This window comes from uncultured Streptococcus sp., from assembly GCF_963521865.1.
Classification (GTDB): Bacteria; Bacillota; Bacilli; order Lactobacillales; family Streptococcaceae; genus Streptococcus.
Window position 1 is genome coordinate 1 of sequence record NZ_CAUQWY010000018.1, and the last position, 17,495, is coordinate 17,495.

Genomic DNA, 17,495 nt, shown 5'->3' on the forward strand with positions numbered 1-17,495 from the left:
CCTTTTTGTCTAAAACACTGGCGACCATTGATACCAAGACACCGATTGAGATTGGTTTGGAGGATTTGGTCTATAGTGGTCCAGATGTGGAAAATCTTGGGAAATTCTACGATGAGATGGGTTTTAAACAGCTCAAACAGGCTTTAAATGCATCGTCAGCTGATGTGGTTGAGAGTTTGAACTTTACTATCGTTGACCAAATCAGTCAAGATATGCTGAGTGAAGAGTCTATCTTCCATTTTGAGCTTTTTGGTGAAAATTACCATACGGATGATTTAGTTGGTTTTGCTTGGTCTTGTGGAGATAAGCTCTATGCTACAGACAAGCTTGAGCTGTTGCAAGACCCTATTTTCAAGGATTTTTTAGAAAAAACACCTTTGAGAATTTATGACTTTAAGAAGGCTAAAGTTCTCTTAAATCGTTTTGGTGTGGATTTGCAGGCTCCTGCCTTTGATAGCCGTTTGGCTAAATACCTCCTTTCGACTGTGGAGGACAATGAAATTGCGACTATTGCTAGTCTTTATGGTCAGACTTATTTGGTCGATGATGAAACTTTCTATGGTAAGGGTGTCAAGAGAGCCATTCCTGAACGCGAGAAATTCTTGGAACACTTGGCTCGTAAGCTTGCTGTTTTGGTCGAAACAGAGCCTGTTTTGCTTGAAAAACTTATCGAAAATGGGCAATTAGAGCTTCTTTATGATATAGAGCAACCTCTGGCCTTTGTCCTTGCCAAGATGGAAATTGCTGGGATTACGGTCAAGAAAGAGACCTTGCTTGAGATGCAGGCTGAAAATGAGCTTGTCATTGAAAAGCTCACTCAGGAGATTTACGAACTGGCTGGTGAGGAGTTTAATATCAACTCGCCTAAGCAGTTGGGCGTGCTTCTCTTTGAAAAATTGGGGCTACCTCTAGAATACACTAAGAAAACTAAGACCGGTTATTCGACAGCGGTAGATGTGTTAGAGCGTCTAGCTCCTATTGCGCCGATTGTTAAGAAAATCCTCGACTACCGTCAGATTGCTAAGATTCAGTCTACTTATGTGATTGGCTTGCAGGACTGGATTTTGGCTGATGGCAAGATTCATACTCGCTATGTTCAGGATTTGACCCAGACTGGGCGTTTGTCTAGTGTGGATCCAAACTTGCAAAATATTCCTGTGCGTTTGGAACAAGGCCGTCTCATTCGTAAGGCTTTTGTGCCAGAGTGGAAGGATAGTGTGTTGCTCAGTTCGGACTATTCGCAGATTGAATTGCGTGTTTTGGCGCATATTTCTAAGGATGAGCACTTGATTAAGACTTTCCAAGAGGGGGCAGATATCCATACTTCGACAGCCATGCGGGTCTTTGGCATTGAGCGTCCTGAGGATGTGACTGCAAACGACCGTCGCAATGCCAAGGCTGTCAACTTTGGAGTGGTTTATGGGATTTCAGACTTTGGTTTGTCTAATAATTTGGGCATTAGCCGTAAGGAGGCCAAAGCCTACATTGATACCTACTTTGAACGCTTCCCAGGTATTAAAAACTACATGGATGAAGTGGTGCGTGAGGCGCGTGATAAGGGCTATGTAGAGACCCTCTTCAAGCGTCGTCGTGAGTTGCCAGATATCAATTCGCGTAACTTCAATATTCGTGGTTTTGCAGAGCGGACTGCTATCAACTCTCCTATCCAGGGTTCGGCGGCAGATATTCTCAAGATTGCCATGATTCAGCTGGATAAAGCCTTGGTTGCAGGTGGTTATCAGACTAAGATGCTGTTACAAGTGCATGATGAAATCGTCCTTGAAGTGCCTAAATCTGAATTAGCAGAGATGAAAAAATTAGTGAAACAAACTATGGAAGAAGCCATTCAACTCAGTGTTCCCCTCATTGCAGACGAAAATGAAGGGGCAACCTGGTACGAGGCTAAATAAAAAGGGGGCTAGTCCTCCTTTTTTTGTAGTAGAATTCTGCAAGCCTTTTCAAAATGTGCTATACTGATGAAAAAGGAGGATTTCTATGAGTCAAGAATTTATCAATCCAAGTGATGGCGTGATTCGTCAGTATCTCGCAACGAGTAAAACCCTTGCTGTGGTGGGTTTATCAGACCGTGAAGAAACAACTAGCAATCGAGTGACCAAGGAAATGCAGGATCGAGGTTATAAAATTATCCCAGTCAATCCCAAGGCAGCAGGTGGCGAAATCTTGGGTGAAAAGGCTTATGCCAGCCTAGCTGAGATTCCTTTTCCTGTAGATATTGTCAATGTTTACCGTCGCAGCGAGTTTTTGCCTGATGTGGCGCGTGATTTTCTCAAAGCTGATGCCAAGATTTTTTGGGCACAGCTAGGACTTGAAAGTCTAGAGGCGGAAGAAATCTTGCGTGCTGGTGGATGCGATGATATCGTGATGAATCGTTGCATCAAGAGAGAACATACACGCTTGATTGAGGAAGCATAAGAAAAAGGTAGCTGATGGGCTACCTTTTGTGTTATACTCAATGAGAATCAAAGAGGAAACTAGCCGCAGGCTGCTCAAAACACTGTTCTGAGGTTGCAGATAGAACTGACGAAGTCAGTAACCATACCTACGGCAAGGCTACGTTGATGTGGTTTGAAGAGATTTTCGAAGAGTATTAGAAAATGCCGATAAGGGTCTGCATACCAAGACTAGTGAGGATGATGGCAATCCAGCAGATGGCTCCGAGGATAATAGATTTTCCACTGGATTTGACCATAGCGACCAGATTTGTTTTGAGACCGATAGCACTCATGGCCATGATGATGAGAAATTTGGAGAGTTGTTTGAGTGGGGTAAAGAAACTACTGGATACCCCGAGAGAGGTCAGGAGGGTGGTTAGGAGAGATGCAAGGATAAAGTAAAGGATAAAAAGTGGGAAGACTTTTTTCAGTTGCAGGCCTTGCTTATTTTTTTGCTCGCGACTTTGCCAGTAGGAGAGAAAGAGAGTGATGGGGATGATAGCCAGAGTACGTGTGAGTTTGACAATGGTTGCGGATTCGAGGGTATTAGTTTGGTAGAGACTGTCCCAGGCGCTGGCTGTAGCCGTTACAGAGGAAGTATCATTGACCGCAGTTCCTGCAAAGAGGGCGAAGCCGTCATTGGATAGATGAAGCCAGGTACCTAGCGTTGGAAATATGAGTGCAGCCAAGACATTGAAGAAAAAGATAACGGAGATTGCTTGGGCTACTTCCTTTTCCTTGGCATGGATAACGGGCGCTGTTGCCGCAATGGCAGAGCCCCCACAGATCGAAGATCCCACTCCGATTAAGGTAGCCAGTTTTGTATCCAGTGCAAAGAAGCGCTGGAAGAGGTAGGCAACAATCAAGGCTATTGAAATGGTGGACAGGATGACAGGGAGTGAAGATTGCCCAACTGCGAAGACTTGCGAGATATTGAGACCAAAACCAAGCAAGATAACGGCATACTGGAGCAATTTCTTGGAACTAAAGGTCAATCCAGCATCCAGTTGTTTATAAGGCGAGAGAAAGGGATGGAGAAGCATGCCTATGAAAATCGCAAAGACGGGTGCGCCAATGACAGGGAAGAATCCTCCTAAGTACCAAGATACGATTGAAATGAGAAGGCAGGCCAAGATGCCTGCTCCATTTTTTGATAGAAATGACATAAAAACCTCCAAATAGAATCTGTTACCATTATAGACCTGTAAACAGGAAAAGTAAAATAGAAAGTGGAAAGCTATTCTCTAATGTATTTTTGCGGTCGGGGGGCTTTTGTAGTATAATAGAGATACGTTTTGAAAGTAGGAGGTATCTATGGACTTAACTAAGCGCTTTAATAAACAGTTAGATAAGATTCAAGTTTCGTTGATTCGTCAGTTTGACCAGGCTATTTCTGAGATTCCTGGGGTCTTGCGTTTGACCTTGGGGGAACCTGATTTTACAACGCCAGATCATGTCAAGGAGGCGGCCAAGCGAGCGATTGACCAGAATCAATCCTACTATACAGGGATGAGTGGCTTGCTGACTCTACGTCAGGCGGCCAGTGACTTTGTTAAGGAAAAGTACCAACTGGACTATGCTCCTGAGAATGAAATTTTGGTTACAATTGGGGCGACAGAGGCCTTATCTGCTACTTTGACGGCTATTTTGGAAGAGGGAGACAAGGTGCTCTTGCCAGCTCCCGCTTATCCAGGCTATGAGCCGATTGTCAATCTAGTTGGGGCAGAGGTTGTCGAGATTGACACAACTGAAAATGGTTTTGTCCTGACTCCTGAAATGTTGGAGAAGGCCATTTTGGAGCAGGGAGACAAGCTCAAAGCGGTTATTCTCAACTATCCAGCCAACCCGACAGGAATTACCTATAGTCGGGAGCAGTTGGAGGCCTTGGCAGACGTTTTACGCAAGTATGAGATTTTCGTTGTCTGTGATGAGGTCTATTCAGAATTGACCTATACGGGCGAAGCCCATGTGTCTCTAGGAACGATGTTGAGAGATCAGGCTATTATTATCAATGGTTTGTCTAAATCGCATGCCATGACCGGTTGGCGTTTGGGTCTGATTTTCGCTCCTGCAACCTTCACAGCCCAGTTAATCAAGAGTCACCAATATTTGGTTACTGCTGCAAATACCATGGCCCAACATGCTGCAGTAGAAGCCTTGACGGCTGGTAAAAACGATGCGGAGTCTATGAAGAAGGAATACATCCAGCGTCGGGACTATATCATCGAAAAGATGACTACTCTTGGTTTTGAGATTATTAAACCAGACGGTGCCTTCTATATCTTTGCTAAGATTCCAGCGGGCTACAATCAAGACTCCTTTGCCTTTCTCAAGGATTTTGCTCAGAAGAAGGCCGTTGCCTTTATCCCTGGTGCAGCCTTTGGACGTTACGGGGAAGGTTATGTTCGCCTATCTTATGCAGCCAGCATGGAGACGATTAAAGAAGCCATGAAACGACTTGAGGAGTACATGAGAGAAGCATGATTCAGTCTATCACGAGTCAAGGCTTGGTTCTCTACAATCGCAATTTTCGGGAGGATGATAAGCTAGTCAAGATTTTTACAGAGCAGGCTGGCAAACGCATGTTTTTTGTTAAACACGCTGGTCAGTCTAAGCTGGCTCCAGTTATTCAGCCCTTGGTGCTGGCACGATTTCTCTTGCGAATCAATGATGATGGGCTCAGTTACATCGAGGACTATCACGAGGTGATGACCTTTCCCAAGATTAATAGTGACCTCTTTGTCATGGCCTATGCGACCTATGTGGCGGCTCTTGCAGATGCTAGTTTGCAGGACAATCAGCAGGATGCTCCCTTGTTTGCTTTTTTGCAAAAGACTTTGGAGTTGATGGAAGCAGGCTTGGATTATCAGGTTTTGACCAACATTTTTGAAATCCAAATCTTGACCCGATTTGGAATCAGTCTCAATTTTAATGAGTGTGTCTTTTGTCATCGGGTTGGTCAGGCTTTTGATTTTTCTTTCAAATATGGAGCCTGCCTCTGCCCAGAGCATTATCATGAGGATGAGAGACGTTGCCATCTCAATCCCAATATCCCCTATCTGCTCAATCAATTTCAAGCCATTGATTTTGAGACCTTGGAGACCATTTCGCTCAAGCCTGAAATCAAGCAAGACTTACGCCAATTTATGGATCAACTCTATGAAGAGTACGTGGGGATTCACCTAAAATCAAAGAAATTTATTGATTCCCTAGCAGACTGGGGACAATTACTAAAAGAGGAAAAGAAATGAAAAAAATCGCAGTAGATGCCATGGGGGGCGATTACGCACCTCAAGCCATCGTTGAGGGTGTCAATCAAGCCCTAGCTGACTTTTCAGATATTGAGGTTCAACTCTACGGAGATGAAACTAAAATCAAGCAATATTTGACAGCGACAGAGCGCGTCAGCATTATCCATACGGATGAGAAGATTGATTCAGACGATGAACCTACGAGAGCTATTCGGAAGAAGAAAAATGCCAGTATGGTCTTGGCGGCCAAGGCTGTCAAAGAAGGCGAAGCAGATGCTGTTCTCTCAGCTGGGAATACAGGTGCTTTGTTGGCTGCTGGATTCTTCATCGTGGGTCGTATCAAGAATATCGACCGTCCTGGACTTATGTCAACCTTGCCGACTATTGATGGGAAGGGGTTTGACATGCTAGACCTCGGTGCCAATGCGGAAAATACAGCCCAGCACCTCCATCAATACGCGGTTCTAGGTTCCTTCTATGCTAAAAATGTCCGTGGAATTGCGCAACCACGTGTTGGCTTACTTAACAATGGAACAGAAAGTAGTAAGGGTGACCCGCTTCGTAAGGAAACTTACGAATTACTAGCAGCTGATGAAAGTTTGAACTTTATCGGAAACGTGGAAGCACGTGATTTGATGAATGGCGTTGCGGATGTTGTCGTAGCAGATGGTTTCACGGGAAACGCAGTGCTCAAATCCATTGAAGGGACAGCTATGGGAATCATGGGCTTGCTCAAGACAGCTATTACAGGTGGTGGTCTTCGAGCAAAACTAGGCGCACTCCTTCTCAAGGACAGCCTCAGAGGTTTGAAAAAACAGCTCAACTATTCAGATGTTGGTGGAGCAGTCTTGTTTGGTGTCAAGGCACCTGTTGTCAAGACTCATGGCTCAAGCGATGCCAAGGCTGTTTATAGTACAATCCGCCAGATTCGTACCATGCTAGAAACAGACGTAGTTGCCCAGACTGCGCGTGAATTTTCAGGAGAATAAAAGAGATGACAGAAAAAGAAATTTTTGACCGTATTGTGACCATTATCCAAGAGCGACAGGGAGAGGACTTTGTCGTGACAGAATCCTTGAGTCTGAAAGACGATTTGGATGCTGACTCAGTTGACTTGATGGAGTTTATCTTGACACTGGAAGATGAATTTAATATCGAAATCAGCGATGAGGAAATTGACCAACTCCAAAGTGTAGGAGATGTGGTTAAGATTATTCAAGCAAAATAGCAATCGGAGTTCCAAGGCATTTGCTTTGGAATTTTTTATTTGGTTTAATACTCTTCGAAAATCTCTTTAAACCACGTCAGCTCTATCTGCAACCTCAAAACCATGTTTTGAGCTGACTTCGTCAGTAACATCTACAACCTCAAAGCCGTGCATTGAGCAACCTGCGGCTAGCTTCCTAGTTTGCTCGTTGACTTTCATTGAATATAAGTGACCGTTTAGGAACAGATTTAGTCTTTCTAGGGACAGAAGAGATATAGGGACAAATAAGGGATATAATGAAATCAGAAAAATCAATCTCCAAAAGGAGAAAAAGAAAGGACTTTTATAGAGTTATAGCAATATGGTATTACTCAAAATACAATTCGTAGATATTGGTAATATTGTCTAATTTTTCACAATGTTATTGATTTTGACAATGAAAAGTATTAGAATATAGCTAAATAAAGAGGGAAGTCCTCTTATAGCTATTCAATAAAGGAGGAAATGGCTATGAAAAAATCTAAACTACTTACACTTGGTTTGCTTGCAGGTGCTGGTCTACTATTGTCTATCAATCAAGCACAGGCTGCAGATACTTGGGTTAAAAATGGTGCTGACTGGAATCTTTCACAAGATGGCAGTCTCGCTAAAAATAAATGGGTACAAAATGCTGGTTCTTGGTACTATTTTGACGATTCTGGTAATATGCAGACAGGCTGGCTCAAGGACGGTGATACATGGTATTCCCTAGCAGATAGTGGTGCTATGCGTACTGGCTGGTACAAAGAAGGGTCTACATGGTATTACCTCAAAGACAGTGGCGCTATGGCAACAGGATGGGCGACTGCCAATGGTCAATGGTCTTACTTTGAAAAATCAGGTGCTATGGTCGCAGATAGAGCTGTTCCAGCCAGTGATGGGGAAAGTTATGTCATTGGTAAGGATGGCTATATGTTGACTTTAAAAAATAGCCCTTATAAAGATGATGATATTGTCCGTTTAGGTGATGGATATGAGTATCTGATTACATCAAAATTTGACGGACATAACTATACTGATGTTATCGTGGCTAAAAACACTTGGTATATTAAACCTGAGTTCAAGAAGTTTTCCGACAAATATGGGGATGAGGTTGCAAATACTACCTTAGCTTTAGTGGATAATAAAGAAGAAGGACAAGAAATTGATTCTAAGGCGGTTGTACAGAACTTCCAAAGCTTACCAAATCGCTACTACTTTGATGAAAATGGATATCGTGTGGTTAATATCCCAGCAATGACAACCTATTCAGAAATCAAAAAAGTTGGCAATGATGTCTATTTAGAAAATCCAGGTGTACGACTTCGTCTTGGGGCTACCCACTTTACAATCAATAACAATAAATTATACTATTTAGAAAATGAGCAAGGTAAGCTCAAAACAGGTTACTTTGTATTAATTGATGATGGTATGGCTACAACCCACTATCACATCCTAGCCTATGCGGATCAATCTGGTGAGATTCTTAAGATGAAACGTTTGCCATCGGGAGTTTCAGATTATCTGGATAAAGAAATCGATGGTTTATACGGTGAAAAAATTAAGATTGAATCTCCACACTCAAACGAATATTATAAAGTGGTTGTGGTTAAATAAAAATAACATCTTCACAACTAATCGTTAACGCTCTAACCAATATACCATTTTCAGGAGGCTTTAGATTTCTTGTATTTTAAAAGGAAACTAAAGCCTTTTGTAGATGGAACAGGGGATAGAGTTATCTATAAAATAATGAAAAGGAGTCTGTCATGGCAGCCTCAAGGATATCGCTGCCAAGGCTGAAAAAGATTACTTTGTCTATGCCAATCGCAATACGTTGGTCAGTCTACAGGCCATTGAAGAGATGACTGCGACAGAAGTGACTCTGTTAGAAGGCTTGCACTTCCCCGTATCGCGAACAGCCAGAAGAACACTTAAAAAATATCTTAATGTCTAATATCTGTTAGATTTGAATGAGTTTATCAATAAGAATATCGGAAAATTTTCTGATATTCTTATTTTTTTGACTTTTTTTCGAATAGATAAGTAAGAGGAAAAAGGAAGGAGTTTGGTTTATGTTTATATCAATGTTCTACCCATGGTTCACTAAGTTATTTTTTAAATAAATTTAATTTAGTTGCTCATTTTCGAAATTTTTTTCGAATAGATAAGTAAGAGGAAAACGAAAGGAGTCTGGTTTATGTATCTACCGATTTTCTATTCATGGTACATTAAATTATTTTTGAAATAAAATTTAATTTAGTTGTACATTTTCGAATTATTTTTCGAATAAATAAGTAAGAGAAAAAAGAAAGGAATAAAATAATGAAAGAACATTATTACGGATTTGTTGAGCTAACTTCGGAAGAATTGACCGATATTCAAGGTGGAGAAAATTGGACGAAGACCCTTGTAGATTGGTACATTGGATTTCGTAGAGGTTTTGGTTTTTAGGAGGATAAGAGATGAATGAAATGAATGATAAGTATACTATTGAGGTATTAAAGGAAAGCGACTTAGCCTTGCTGGTGGGTGGTAGCAAGGAAAGCTATCAACGGGGTTTAAATACAGGTCTATGGTTACGTCGTGCATTATTTGGATTCTAAGATAAGATTTAGAGAGTAAAGTTTATCTACAACAATGAATAGCATATATGAAAAATGAAACACAAATAACTACCTTCTTCAATCGTTAATAATCAAAAAAGAGAATAAGATGGAACAAATTAAAAACATGGAAGATAGTTTTCATGTAATGAGTTATGAGGAATTGGCCGATGTAGAAGGAGGCTTGTTGTTTGGTCTAGTAGTAGTTGGAGGAGTCGCAATTGCAGGAACATTTTTATTGGGTGCTGTAGATGGTGCTTCAGGAGCACATGCTAAGCGTCGTGGACGTTAACAGGGAAGGAAGAGCGCTAATGGAACGCATAATAGAAAGTTGGATTACTAGGGTAGAGAATTTTTACAGTTTGCAGTCAATTCCTGTAAAAGTATTCATTTTCATAGTTGGAGTAGTTGGGATTTATGCTTTAGGGACATTAATTTCAGGTCCTATTTATTGGGCAGGCCAGAAGTTTGGCGAAACAATTTACAATTATTTGTTTTAATAAAAAATTCGAATAGATAAGTAAAAGGGAAAAAGAAAGGAGCCTAGTTCATGTTTATATCAATGTTCTATCCATGGTTCACTGAGTTATTTTTCAAATAAAATTTAATTAATTGTACATTTTCGAATTATTTTTCGAATAAATAAGTGAGAAGAAAAGGAAGGAGATTACGCGATGTATTTACCAATCTTATTGCCATGGTTTATCAAATGGTATTTAAAATAAATGAAATTTACCTGTTCATTTTCAATCACTTCTCAAATAGATAAGTGAGACGAAAAGGAAGGAAAAGGAGTTCAGTAATTTATCTATTCTGGTTTTTAAAATGTTTTAAGAACCAGAAATCGTAAACTAAAAAATAGAAATAAAGGAGAAAAAAGATGACAAATTTTGACAAAATGGAACAGAACTTTGTAGCTCTTACAGAAGAAGAGTTGATGAATGTAGATGGGGGAATTGCACCACTAGTAGTTGCGTTTGGAGTAGCTGCGTTTAAAGGTTTTTCTGTAACAGGAGGGGCTATTATACTAGGAGCAGGTCTTTATCAAGTTGGAAAAAATCTAAAATAAAACTTTGGGTAAGTTTTATGAATAGAATGTTAAAAAAAATATATGTAGGATTTGCTTTAACAGCTTATAGTATATTATTAATTTATTCTCTACTTAATTTAGAAAAGGTATCATTGGAGAGCTGTATTTTGTTAGTAGCATTGACATACTATATTAATAAAAAAGAAATATTTAAATTAAAAGTAAATAAGAACAAGGAGAAGTTAAAATGAATATTTTAGTAAATGATCATCAGTTTACAGCAATGACAGAAAAAGAACTAGCAACAGTTGATGGAGGAGTACTTCCTGCAGCGGTAGTAGCAGTTCCAGTAGGAATCAAGGTTGCAGGGTATGTTGTCGGTGGTTTATCCGCTGTAGGGCTAGCTGCATGGGGTTACTTCAGATAAGATAAAACACTGTGGAGAAATCAATGAATTTTTCAAACGAATTTGCGGCTATTATTATATCAGCTTCAGGGATGGTAGGTTTATTAGTGGGACTCACTATTGGCTTAGCTAGTATTATTTAAAGAGGGGTATAACATGCAAAATTTGAATCAATTTGAAATCGTAGAGCAAAGTGAATAAGTTGAAGTAGGTTTATTGATTGTTATCGAAGGATTATTACTTCCTGCTGGTGGAGCAGCTTTAGGGTATTATGCGAATAGACCATAATCTGATTGTAGTCAGAGAGGCATTTCTATGTTTTTAAAAAAAGAAGTGATATTATTAGGGGTATTGTTATCGCTACGTATTATTTTTACTATCGTTCAAATTTTAATTGATTATAAAATATTATCTGGACAGTATAGTGTAAATTTTATGGATATTTCAGAAGTATTTACTTATCCAATACTCATTTTAATCATTTACATAGCAATAAAATATAATATAAAGGAGTAATGACGAACATGAACTTAGAACAATTTTATCAATTATCTGACGATGAATTAGTGGGAACAAAAGGTGGTTTTGGTCTTGCGGAAGCAGTTGGGATTGCAGGAGTACTGAATGCTGCTGTACAAATTTTTAATGCTGGTTACACATTTGGTTCAGATTTGGCTCGTCGTGGGCGTTAGATAATGAATAATCGCAACCTTAATCTCAATACATTGTTACCTAAACTAGCCACGATATTTCCTTTGTTGGGAATAACTCTTAATGTCGCGCTTCATGTGATTCGTACAGGTTCGTTAGTATCCTTTAATTGGCAATGGACTTTGGTTGGTTTGCTTTTCGCAGGATATTTTGGTATTTTTCGCAAAGATTTGTCAAAAAATAATCAAAGATATAAATGATGAATCTGAATCAAAGGGATTTTGTGCATGTGAATGGCAGAACTTTCCGCCATTTCTTATCAGGTAAATAGGAGTCTACCATGAAACAATTCTTATTAGGCTTTTCTGAGGGTTATTTTACCGTATCGCTCATAATCTACATCGCAACGTATTTGATTTTGAAAAATCCGATCAATACCCTATTTTATCCAGAAATTTACCCCGTTTTATTTGGGCTCTTTTATCTAGGATATAAGGTCAATAAAAAGCGAGTAGAGTGAGCAGTTAAGAATGACTTGTTGGTCTGTGCTAAAATGACTAGAGTATAATCTCAGAATGCATCACATTGGAGTTTAATATGAAATTTGTTAAATCAATACTGAAAGTTTGGCCTGAAATTATAGTATTACTGGGTTCAATGTCTTATATAATCATCAGATTAGTAGCTGACATAAATAAAGTATCTTTACCTACTTGGTTTGATAGTTTCAATATACCCACGGTTGCATTATTTATGATGGTCTTCATTCTTTTATATAGAAGTAAAGAAAAAAAGAATAGATAAATTTGAAGCAGTAGACGCTCTATAGGGAATAGGTGTCTTATATTAACGAATCAAAAAAGGAGTAACTATGAATCGTAATTTAGAACGGTATAATCTATTCTGACTATGAATAGATTATACCAGAGGTGGTTTAGAAATAGCAGGGACATTAAAAATTGAAGTAACTTTAAATAGGATGTCGTAAAGGTTGCTATCAATGATTATTTGTCCCAAGCTTGCCTAGGGTGACAGTAAAACATCAATTTCCTTTCATACCATATTTTTAGTAGGCATAACGTTTGTTCTGCCTATTTTTTTATCCAAAAAGTGCAGTTGAGGTGTTTATTTATATCGTTTGGAGTTTATTTGGAGTTTTATATGTATTTTTTGATAAAATAGGTGTAGAAATTAGGAAAGTTGAAGAAAAGAAATGAAGAAGATTTTAAGATATTTTTTAGTATTTATTTTTCTATTTTTGATGAATATTTTCATCTTTAAGATACTAGCAACTCTGGGATTTCAGCTGACAATGAGTGAAAAGAGTTATATTATACCACCGCTGTTTTCGATTATCGTTTTGTACATGATTGACAAAAGAATTAGGAAGAAAAAGAAATCTTTGTAATCAACTTAAGGAGTATTACTATGGATGAGTTGAAACGTGAAATTGGTTATAAAATCAAAACTATTAGGCGATCTTGTGGAAAAACTCAGATAGATATTTGTGGAGATGAATCAGAGTTGACGATTCGTCAGCTAGCACGTATTGAAAATGGGCAAGCTTTAGCAACACTTCCTAAATTATTATTGATTGCGGATAAACTTGGAGTATCATTACAGAATATTGTAGATGTTAAGGCTATAGAGATTCCAAAAGCATTCCTAAAACTAAAAGATGAGCTGATCCATTCTCAAACCTACGCTGATAAGAGAAGAATCGAACGAAAAGAAGCTATACTTGAGGAAATATATGAAAACTATTATGAGAATTTGCCTGAGGAAGAGCAGTTAATTGTGGATGTGACACAAGCTCGTTTTGATATTTATGGTAGTTCAGATGCGACCTACGGTTTAGGGTTAGTGGAAGAATATTTCCAGCAGTTATTAAAAAAGAAATATTTTTCTGTAAATGATTTGTTGATTATTGAATTGTATTTCTTTTGTTGTGCTATGGGATTAGAAGATAAAGAACATTTTGAGGAGTTAGCTCAAAAAGTATTGCTATGTTCAGAATATGAAGATAAGGCTAGCCTAGCTCAGATGGAAAAAGTTCTTCTGAGCCTATTTATCCAAATTCAGACAGAAGATAGTCTGATATATATTCAAACATTTGAGAAAATTATTGCTAAAACAAGACATGTTTTTTACCGACCTCATCTATTTTTGCTAAAGGCAAAATATGCTTTATTTGTAGACAAGAATATTTTAGAGGCAGAAAGTTTCTATGAAAAGGCGATTTCTCTAGCAGAATTGCTAGACGATCAGGTATTAGTTCAGAGAATCTTAGCAGAAAAACAAATAGATTTCCCAACAACCTGACTTCTAAGTCATGTTGTTTTTTCATGTTTTTGTTATACTAAACCCATAAAGAAAACGATTCCAAAAAGAAAGGAGGTTTATTATGGTTGGAACGTTATTTGTCCTTTTAAGTATAGGAGTTTGGTTCTATCTATAATATCAGGTAGATATTAATGGAATAAAGTATTCTTATATTGGATTAAAGGAATGTTTTAATAGGTTTCCTACATTAGTATAGAGGATGAAACTTAATTTTCAATGATATAAAAGAGTGATTTGGAGATTGTGAGGGTTGAGTATGTTTATTTATGATGTAGGAAGTGTGAACTAAAAAGGAGATAGTAATCGTATAAAAGTTAAATAGACATTATCTTTTATTGAGTCTTAGTGATATAAAAGTAATTTGATAATCTAGGAAAATGTAGTAGTAATTTATTTATTATAGATATGTTAATAAAAGTAGTATAAAATATAGACGAACATTTGAAGAGAGTTAGGAATACAACATATGCGAATTAACTCTCAATAAAACATAAATAATATACAAAAGGAGTACACTAAAATGAAATCTAAAAGAATGGAATTTCATAATAAATTTCTCATTGTTTCAGTAATGTTAGCAGTCATTAGTTGGTTAAGCTTAGGTGTTGTTTCTTTTCCTATGTTGGCTGGGACATTAGGAATTTCGACAGGATCTGCTGCTACTGTAGTCAATTTGATTAGTGCTTATAGTACAGTTACAGCAGTAATTTCAATTGTAGGTGCAATCACAGGAGTAGGTTCTATTGGTTCGGGTATTGCAGCAACAGTTCTTTATATGTTGAAAAAGAAAAGTGCTGCTAAAGCAGCTCTATGGTAGAACTAGATGAAAATACTTTCTAAAAAAGAATGTGAAAGTATTTTAGGTTATCTTAATTTTATTGGGATAACCCTTTTGTTTGTTGTTATCATAAGTTTGTCAATCTATTTTAAAAGCTATTTTCCTTTTCAAGGGAAATTATTTTTACTTTTTTTGGTAGTAGATTACGCTACTTTGAATCGTTATAATATGAAACTGCCTATTCAAAGTAAAAAAATAAATACTTTCTATATAAGGAAAAACTACATTTTTCTCTATCTTCTTGCCATTATCAAGAAATATTATTCTTTCCAAATTTTACAATCATTCATTTATTTATTTGTTTTGTATTTTCTAGACATTATTGGATATTTTTATTTATCCATTACTCTTTGTTTGATAGTTATTCAAATTATTTCTTTAATTCTACCTAGTTTGTTTTCAATTATAAGTAAATTGTTCTTATTTTTCTCTATAGGACTATTGTCTATAGAACAAGGACAAGTTGTAATTTATGCCATACTACTCAATTATTTTATTTTAGTCATGGGGATATTAGATAATCATGCGAGTAATCTCTATTTTAAAAGCAGTCGAATGAGCCAAAAAAGATTTCGTAGCAGTCTATTTATATTGCTTCGTTTTTGTTGGTTAAATAAAGGGTTAACTTTTTCTTTTATTTTGATTAGTATTCTCCTTTCATATCTATTTTGGTATATGATGACGATGTTATCAATTGATGGCACAAAAATACCAATATTGTTTCTTTATACCTCAATATATATCACATTAATGGAGGCAATAATAGGGAATCATAAATCCTCAATTGGGGTAGATCTAGCTTTACTCCAATTATCTGCTCTCAATCATTCTAAAATGAATTTCTTTTTTAAGAATGTACAACTAATGATGTTGACGCATTTAATCTCTTTCTTACAATTTTCATTGTTGTTATGTTTGATTCCGGTGACAAGTTATAGTACTGATATAAAAAGTATTTTGTTGAATTTGTTATTGATTCCATTCAATTATTTTATAGCCTATGTCTATTATAAGAAAGCTCTATTTTTAATTAAAGGTACAGTTAGTTTATTGAGATGGAGTTTTCTGGTTTTATATTGTTTTCTGATAATATTTTTAACTTTAGTAGGGGGTATTAGATGAGAAAAAGTGGTTTTCTGATTTACTATGTGTTATTTTGTATAGTCTGTTTTTCACTAGGTTTACTTTTAAGCTTTATATTAAAAAGTGAGACTTTTGCTACTATACCTCCGAAACTGGAATTACAATTTACATTGACAGTTTTACAGGCAAATTCTACAAATTTTTTGCTATATCTATTCTGTTTTCCGATTTCGCCCTTATTGCAACTTTTTGATTTGCTATCTTTAGGAATACAATTGGGTATATCTGGTCATATGATTGGAATAGTAGCTACAATAAAAGGAATATTACCTCATGGTCTTATTGAAATACCGAATTTTATTTGGTACCAAGGTATGAGTCAGTATCTTTTATACCGATTATTGAAGGATAGGGGAATTAAAAATATACTTATTTATATAAAAAGTAATTTAAAATGGTATATCATTTCTTATCTTTTATTAATTTTAGCAGCGTTGATAGAGGGAATTAAATTATGAAAATTGAAAATGAATCCAAAAGTTATGATAAATGTATACTGAAAAATATATCACTCGAGATTGATAAGGGAATTTACAGAGTTGAAGGAGAGAATGGTTCAGGAAAGAGCACCCTTCTACAACTTTTAGCTGGGCTAGAGACTTTTGATAGTGGTTTAAAGAATTGTGTCTCCAAAGATGTACTATACCTTGATACCAATCAGCTTGGGATTATTCCATTCACTATAGAAGAAAATTTGCAGTTATTGTGTGATTCTTTTCAAATTCATCTATCATTTGAGGATAAAGAACAAATTAATACTTTTTTTGATAACAAAATCGGAGATAACTATATGACAGCCTCTACTGGAACAAAATTCAAATTAGGCTTATCCTTAATTTTTGCTAAAAATTGGGATTATATTTTTATTGATGAGATCTTATCAACAGTGGATGCAAGAAGTATTGATATGATTGCTAAACGCTTAATTTCCATGAAAGAAAGCTCTACTATTATATATGTATCACATAATTTATTGCATCAAGAATTGATTAGCAAATCTCAAAGGATTTTAATAGAGGAAGGACAGGTTTATGAAATTTCAAACAAATAATAGTTTATACAAGTTAATGAATCTGATTATTTATCTTTTTCTTTTATATTTGTTTATTGATTTACTGATGAAGTCGGGAATTTTAGATGAACAAATTGATAAATTATCTGAACTATCTAATCTTTTTACAATTAAAATAGAAACAATATTGACAGTGATTTCTGTTGTTTTCACATTTATAGCAACTCTTATTGAATATGGATTTTCTCTCTTTCTGATTACATTATTTTTTGATAAGGATAAGAGGAACTTTGGAGATGTTCTTTTATCTAAAAATATAACCTTAAGTTTTAGCATTTTACTTTGTTACTTATTTAATCCATCGGATATAAAGTTTGCCTATTTCAGCATATTGACAGTATTACTAATTGGGATAACAAATTATGCGAGATTTAAAAATTTAAGATTGACAGTAGTGTTTTCTGTACCATTTTTATTTAATGCTATAATGTCTATTATAAATAGTTTTTAGAAATACTAAAATTTCTTTTCTTTACT

The 17,495-nt window shown here is 36.5% G+C and carries 27 protein-coding genes and 1 pseudogene; 26 read left to right on the plus strand and 2 right to left on the minus strand.

The features are described 5' to 3' along the window. The coding region (gene polA / locus RWO85_RS06080) for a DNA polymerase I (protein ID WP_314414697.1) at window positions 1-1,910 on the plus strand (1,910 nt) is incomplete at its 5' end. Window positions 1,911-1,995: 85 nt separating this feature from the next. Continuing rightward, window positions 1,996-2,433, plus strand: coding sequence for a CoA-binding protein (locus tag RWO85_RS06085; RefSeq protein ID WP_173875635.1), 438 nt, complete (start codon window positions 1,996-1,998; stop codon window positions 2,431-2,433). 175 nt (window positions 2,434-2,608) lie between these two features. On the opposite strand, the gene RWO85_RS06090 is transcribed toward RWO85_RS06085, so the two are convergent. Beyond that, the gene (locus tag RWO85_RS06090) at window positions 2,609-3,619 is read right to left on the minus strand and encodes a YeiH family protein (RefSeq protein WP_314414698.1); all 1,011 of its coding nucleotides are present in this window, start codon (window positions 3,617-3,619) and stop codon (window positions 2,609-2,611) included. 148 nt (window positions 3,620-3,767) lie between these two features. On the opposite strand from RWO85_RS06090, the gene RWO85_RS06095 reads away from it, so the two are divergent. The 4 genes from RWO85_RS06095 to RWO85_RS06110 are packed head-to-tail and all read left to right on the plus strand — an operon-like array spanning window position 3,768 to window position 6,932. After that, on the plus strand, window positions 3,768-4,937 hold the full coding sequence (locus tag RWO85_RS06095) for a pyridoxal phosphate-dependent aminotransferase (protein ID WP_314414700.1): 1,170 nt from the start codon (window positions 3,768-3,770) through the stop codon (window positions 4,935-4,937). Next, entirely contained in the window at window positions 4,934-5,704 is a 771-nt protein-coding gene (gene recO / locus RWO85_RS06100) for a DNA repair protein RecO (RefSeq protein ID WP_219138162.1), read from the plus strand. Before RWO85_RS06095 ends, recO begins: the two co-directional genes overlap by 4 nt. Next, the gene (gene plsX, locus RWO85_RS06105) at window positions 5,701-6,693 is read left to right on the plus strand and encodes a phosphate acyltransferase PlsX (RefSeq protein WP_314414701.1); all 993 of its coding nucleotides are present in this window, start codon (window positions 5,701-5,703) and stop codon (window positions 6,691-6,693) included. Before recO ends, plsX begins: the two co-directional genes overlap by 4 nt. A gap of 5 nt (window positions 6,694-6,698) precedes the next feature. Further along, on the plus strand, window positions 6,699-6,932 hold the full coding sequence (locus tag RWO85_RS06110) for an acyl carrier protein (protein ID WP_000136445.1): 234 nt from the start codon (window positions 6,699-6,701) through the stop codon (window positions 6,930-6,932). A gap of 66 nt (window positions 6,933-6,998) precedes the next feature. Here the strand turns inward: RWO85_RS06110 and RWO85_RS06115 are convergent, their stop codons facing one another. Further along, complete coding sequence (locus RWO85_RS06115) at window positions 6,999-7,130, minus strand: hypothetical protein (RefSeq protein ID WP_314414702.1); 132 nt, start codon at window positions 7,128-7,130, stop codon at window positions 6,999-7,001. A 291-nt stretch (window positions 7,131-7,421) separates the two neighbouring features. Here RWO85_RS06115 and RWO85_RS06120 point away from each other — a divergent pair, with 291 nt between their 5' ends. The 20 genes and pseudogenes from RWO85_RS06120 to RWO85_RS06215 all read left to right on the plus strand — a co-directional run bounded on the left by RWO85_RS06120 (window position 7,422) and on the right by RWO85_RS06215 (window position 17,469). Next, window positions 7,422-8,546, plus strand: coding sequence for an N-acetylmuramoyl-L-alanine amidase family protein (locus RWO85_RS06120; RefSeq protein WP_314414704.1), 1,125 nt, complete (start codon window positions 7,422-7,424; stop codon window positions 8,544-8,546). A gap of 157 nt (window positions 8,547-8,703) precedes the next feature. Next, window positions 8,704-8,886, plus strand: a pseudogene (locus tag RWO85_RS06125) (LytTR family transcriptional regulator DNA-binding domain-containing protein); the annotation flags it as partial. A 368-nt stretch (window positions 8,887-9,254) separates the two neighbouring features. Continuing rightward, a complete protein-coding gene (locus RWO85_RS06130) occupies window positions 9,255-9,383 on the plus strand; it encodes a smi_0059.1 family bacteriocin-like peptide (RefSeq protein ID WP_000658221.1) in 129 nt (42 codons plus the stop codon). An 11-nt stretch (window positions 9,384-9,394) separates the two neighbouring features. Then, window positions 9,395-9,535: a hypothetical protein gene (locus RWO85_RS06135; protein ID WP_261061981.1), complete on the plus strand. Its 141-nt coding sequence runs from the start codon at window positions 9,395-9,397 to the stop codon at window positions 9,533-9,535. 109 nt (window positions 9,536-9,644) lie between these two features. Beyond that, complete coding sequence (locus RWO85_RS06140) at window positions 9,645-9,827, plus strand: class IIb bacteriocin, lactobin A/cerein 7B family (RefSeq protein ID WP_314414706.1); 183 nt, start codon at window positions 9,645-9,647, stop codon at window positions 9,825-9,827. Window positions 9,828-9,846: 19 nt separating this feature from the next. Further along, a complete protein-coding gene (locus tag RWO85_RS06145) occupies window positions 9,847-10,035 on the plus strand; it encodes a hypothetical protein (protein ID WP_314414708.1) in 189 nt (62 codons plus the stop codon). A gap of 380 nt (window positions 10,036-10,415) precedes the next feature. Beyond that, window positions 10,416-10,604: a class IIb bacteriocin, lactobin A/cerein 7B family gene (locus tag RWO85_RS06150; protein ID WP_000180826.1), complete on the plus strand. Its 189-nt coding sequence runs from the start codon at window positions 10,416-10,418 to the stop codon at window positions 10,602-10,604. A gap of 208 nt (window positions 10,605-10,812) precedes the next feature. Beyond that, window positions 10,813-10,992 (plus strand): Blp family class II bacteriocin, encoded by a 180-nt coding sequence (locus tag RWO85_RS06155; RefSeq protein WP_001024119.1) that lies wholly within the window; start codon window positions 10,813-10,815, stop codon window positions 10,990-10,992. Between the two features lie 294 nt (window positions 10,993-11,286). Next, window positions 11,287-11,487 (plus strand): hypothetical protein, encoded by a 201-nt coding sequence (locus RWO85_RS06160; protein ID WP_261102377.1) that lies wholly within the window; start codon window positions 11,287-11,289, stop codon window positions 11,485-11,487. Between the two features lie 8 nt (window positions 11,488-11,495). After that, entirely contained in the window at window positions 11,496-11,663 is a 168-nt protein-coding gene (locus RWO85_RS06165) for a bacteriocin (RefSeq protein ID WP_078836780.1), read from the plus strand. A 3-nt stretch (window positions 11,664-11,666) separates the two neighbouring features. Continuing rightward, window positions 11,667-11,882 (plus strand): bacteriocin immunity protein, encoded by a 216-nt coding sequence (locus RWO85_RS06170; RefSeq protein ID WP_080550793.1) that lies wholly within the window; start codon window positions 11,667-11,669, stop codon window positions 11,880-11,882. 80 nt (window positions 11,883-11,962) lie between these two features. Continuing rightward, window positions 11,963-12,142 (plus strand): hypothetical protein, encoded by a 180-nt coding sequence (locus RWO85_RS06175; protein ID WP_314414710.1) that lies wholly within the window; start codon window positions 11,963-11,965, stop codon window positions 12,140-12,142. A gap of 77 nt (window positions 12,143-12,219) precedes the next feature. After that, a complete protein-coding gene (locus RWO85_RS06180; protein WP_314414711.1) occupies window positions 12,220-12,426 on the plus strand; it encodes a bacteriocin immunity protein in 207 nt (68 codons plus the stop codon). Between the two features lie 409 nt (window positions 12,427-12,835). Beyond that, on the plus strand, window positions 12,836-13,030 hold the full coding sequence (locus RWO85_RS06185) for a hypothetical protein (RefSeq protein ID WP_314414713.1): 195 nt from the start codon (window positions 12,836-12,838) through the stop codon (window positions 13,028-13,030). Window positions 13,031-13,050: 20 nt separating this feature from the next. Then, window positions 13,051-13,944: a helix-turn-helix domain-containing protein gene (locus RWO85_RS06190; protein WP_314414715.1), complete on the plus strand. Its 894-nt coding sequence runs from the start codon at window positions 13,051-13,053 to the stop codon at window positions 13,942-13,944. 541 nt (window positions 13,945-14,485) lie between these two features. Next, window positions 14,486-14,782 carry an uberolysin/carnocyclin family circular bacteriocin gene (locus tag RWO85_RS06195; protein ID WP_000837729.1) on the plus strand — a complete coding sequence of 99 codons (297 nt, stop codon included), beginning with the start codon at window positions 14,486-14,488 and terminating at the stop codon, window positions 14,780-14,782. A gap of 6 nt (window positions 14,783-14,788) precedes the next feature. Further along, window positions 14,789-15,925 (plus strand): hypothetical protein, encoded by a 1,137-nt coding sequence (locus RWO85_RS06200; protein WP_314414717.1) that lies wholly within the window; start codon window positions 14,789-14,791, stop codon window positions 15,923-15,925. Then, window positions 15,922-16,404 carry a stage II sporulation protein M gene (locus RWO85_RS06205; RefSeq protein ID WP_314414718.1) on the plus strand — a complete coding sequence of 161 codons (483 nt, stop codon included), beginning with the start codon at window positions 15,922-15,924 and terminating at the stop codon, window positions 16,402-16,404. The genes RWO85_RS06200 and RWO85_RS06205 overlap by 4 nt, the downstream gene beginning before the upstream one ends. Beyond that, window positions 16,401-16,997 carry an ATP-binding cassette domain-containing protein gene (locus RWO85_RS06210; RefSeq protein ID WP_314414720.1) on the plus strand — a complete coding sequence of 199 codons (597 nt, stop codon included), beginning with the start codon at window positions 16,401-16,403 and terminating at the stop codon, window positions 16,995-16,997. The genes RWO85_RS06205 and RWO85_RS06210 overlap by 4 nt, the downstream gene beginning before the upstream one ends. Continuing rightward, complete coding sequence (locus RWO85_RS06215; RefSeq protein ID WP_314414722.1) at window positions 16,978-17,469, plus strand: hypothetical protein; 492 nt, start codon at window positions 16,978-16,980, stop codon at window positions 17,467-17,469. Before RWO85_RS06210 ends, RWO85_RS06215 begins: the two co-directional genes overlap by 20 nt. Window positions 17,470-17,495 lie beyond the last annotated feature (26 nt).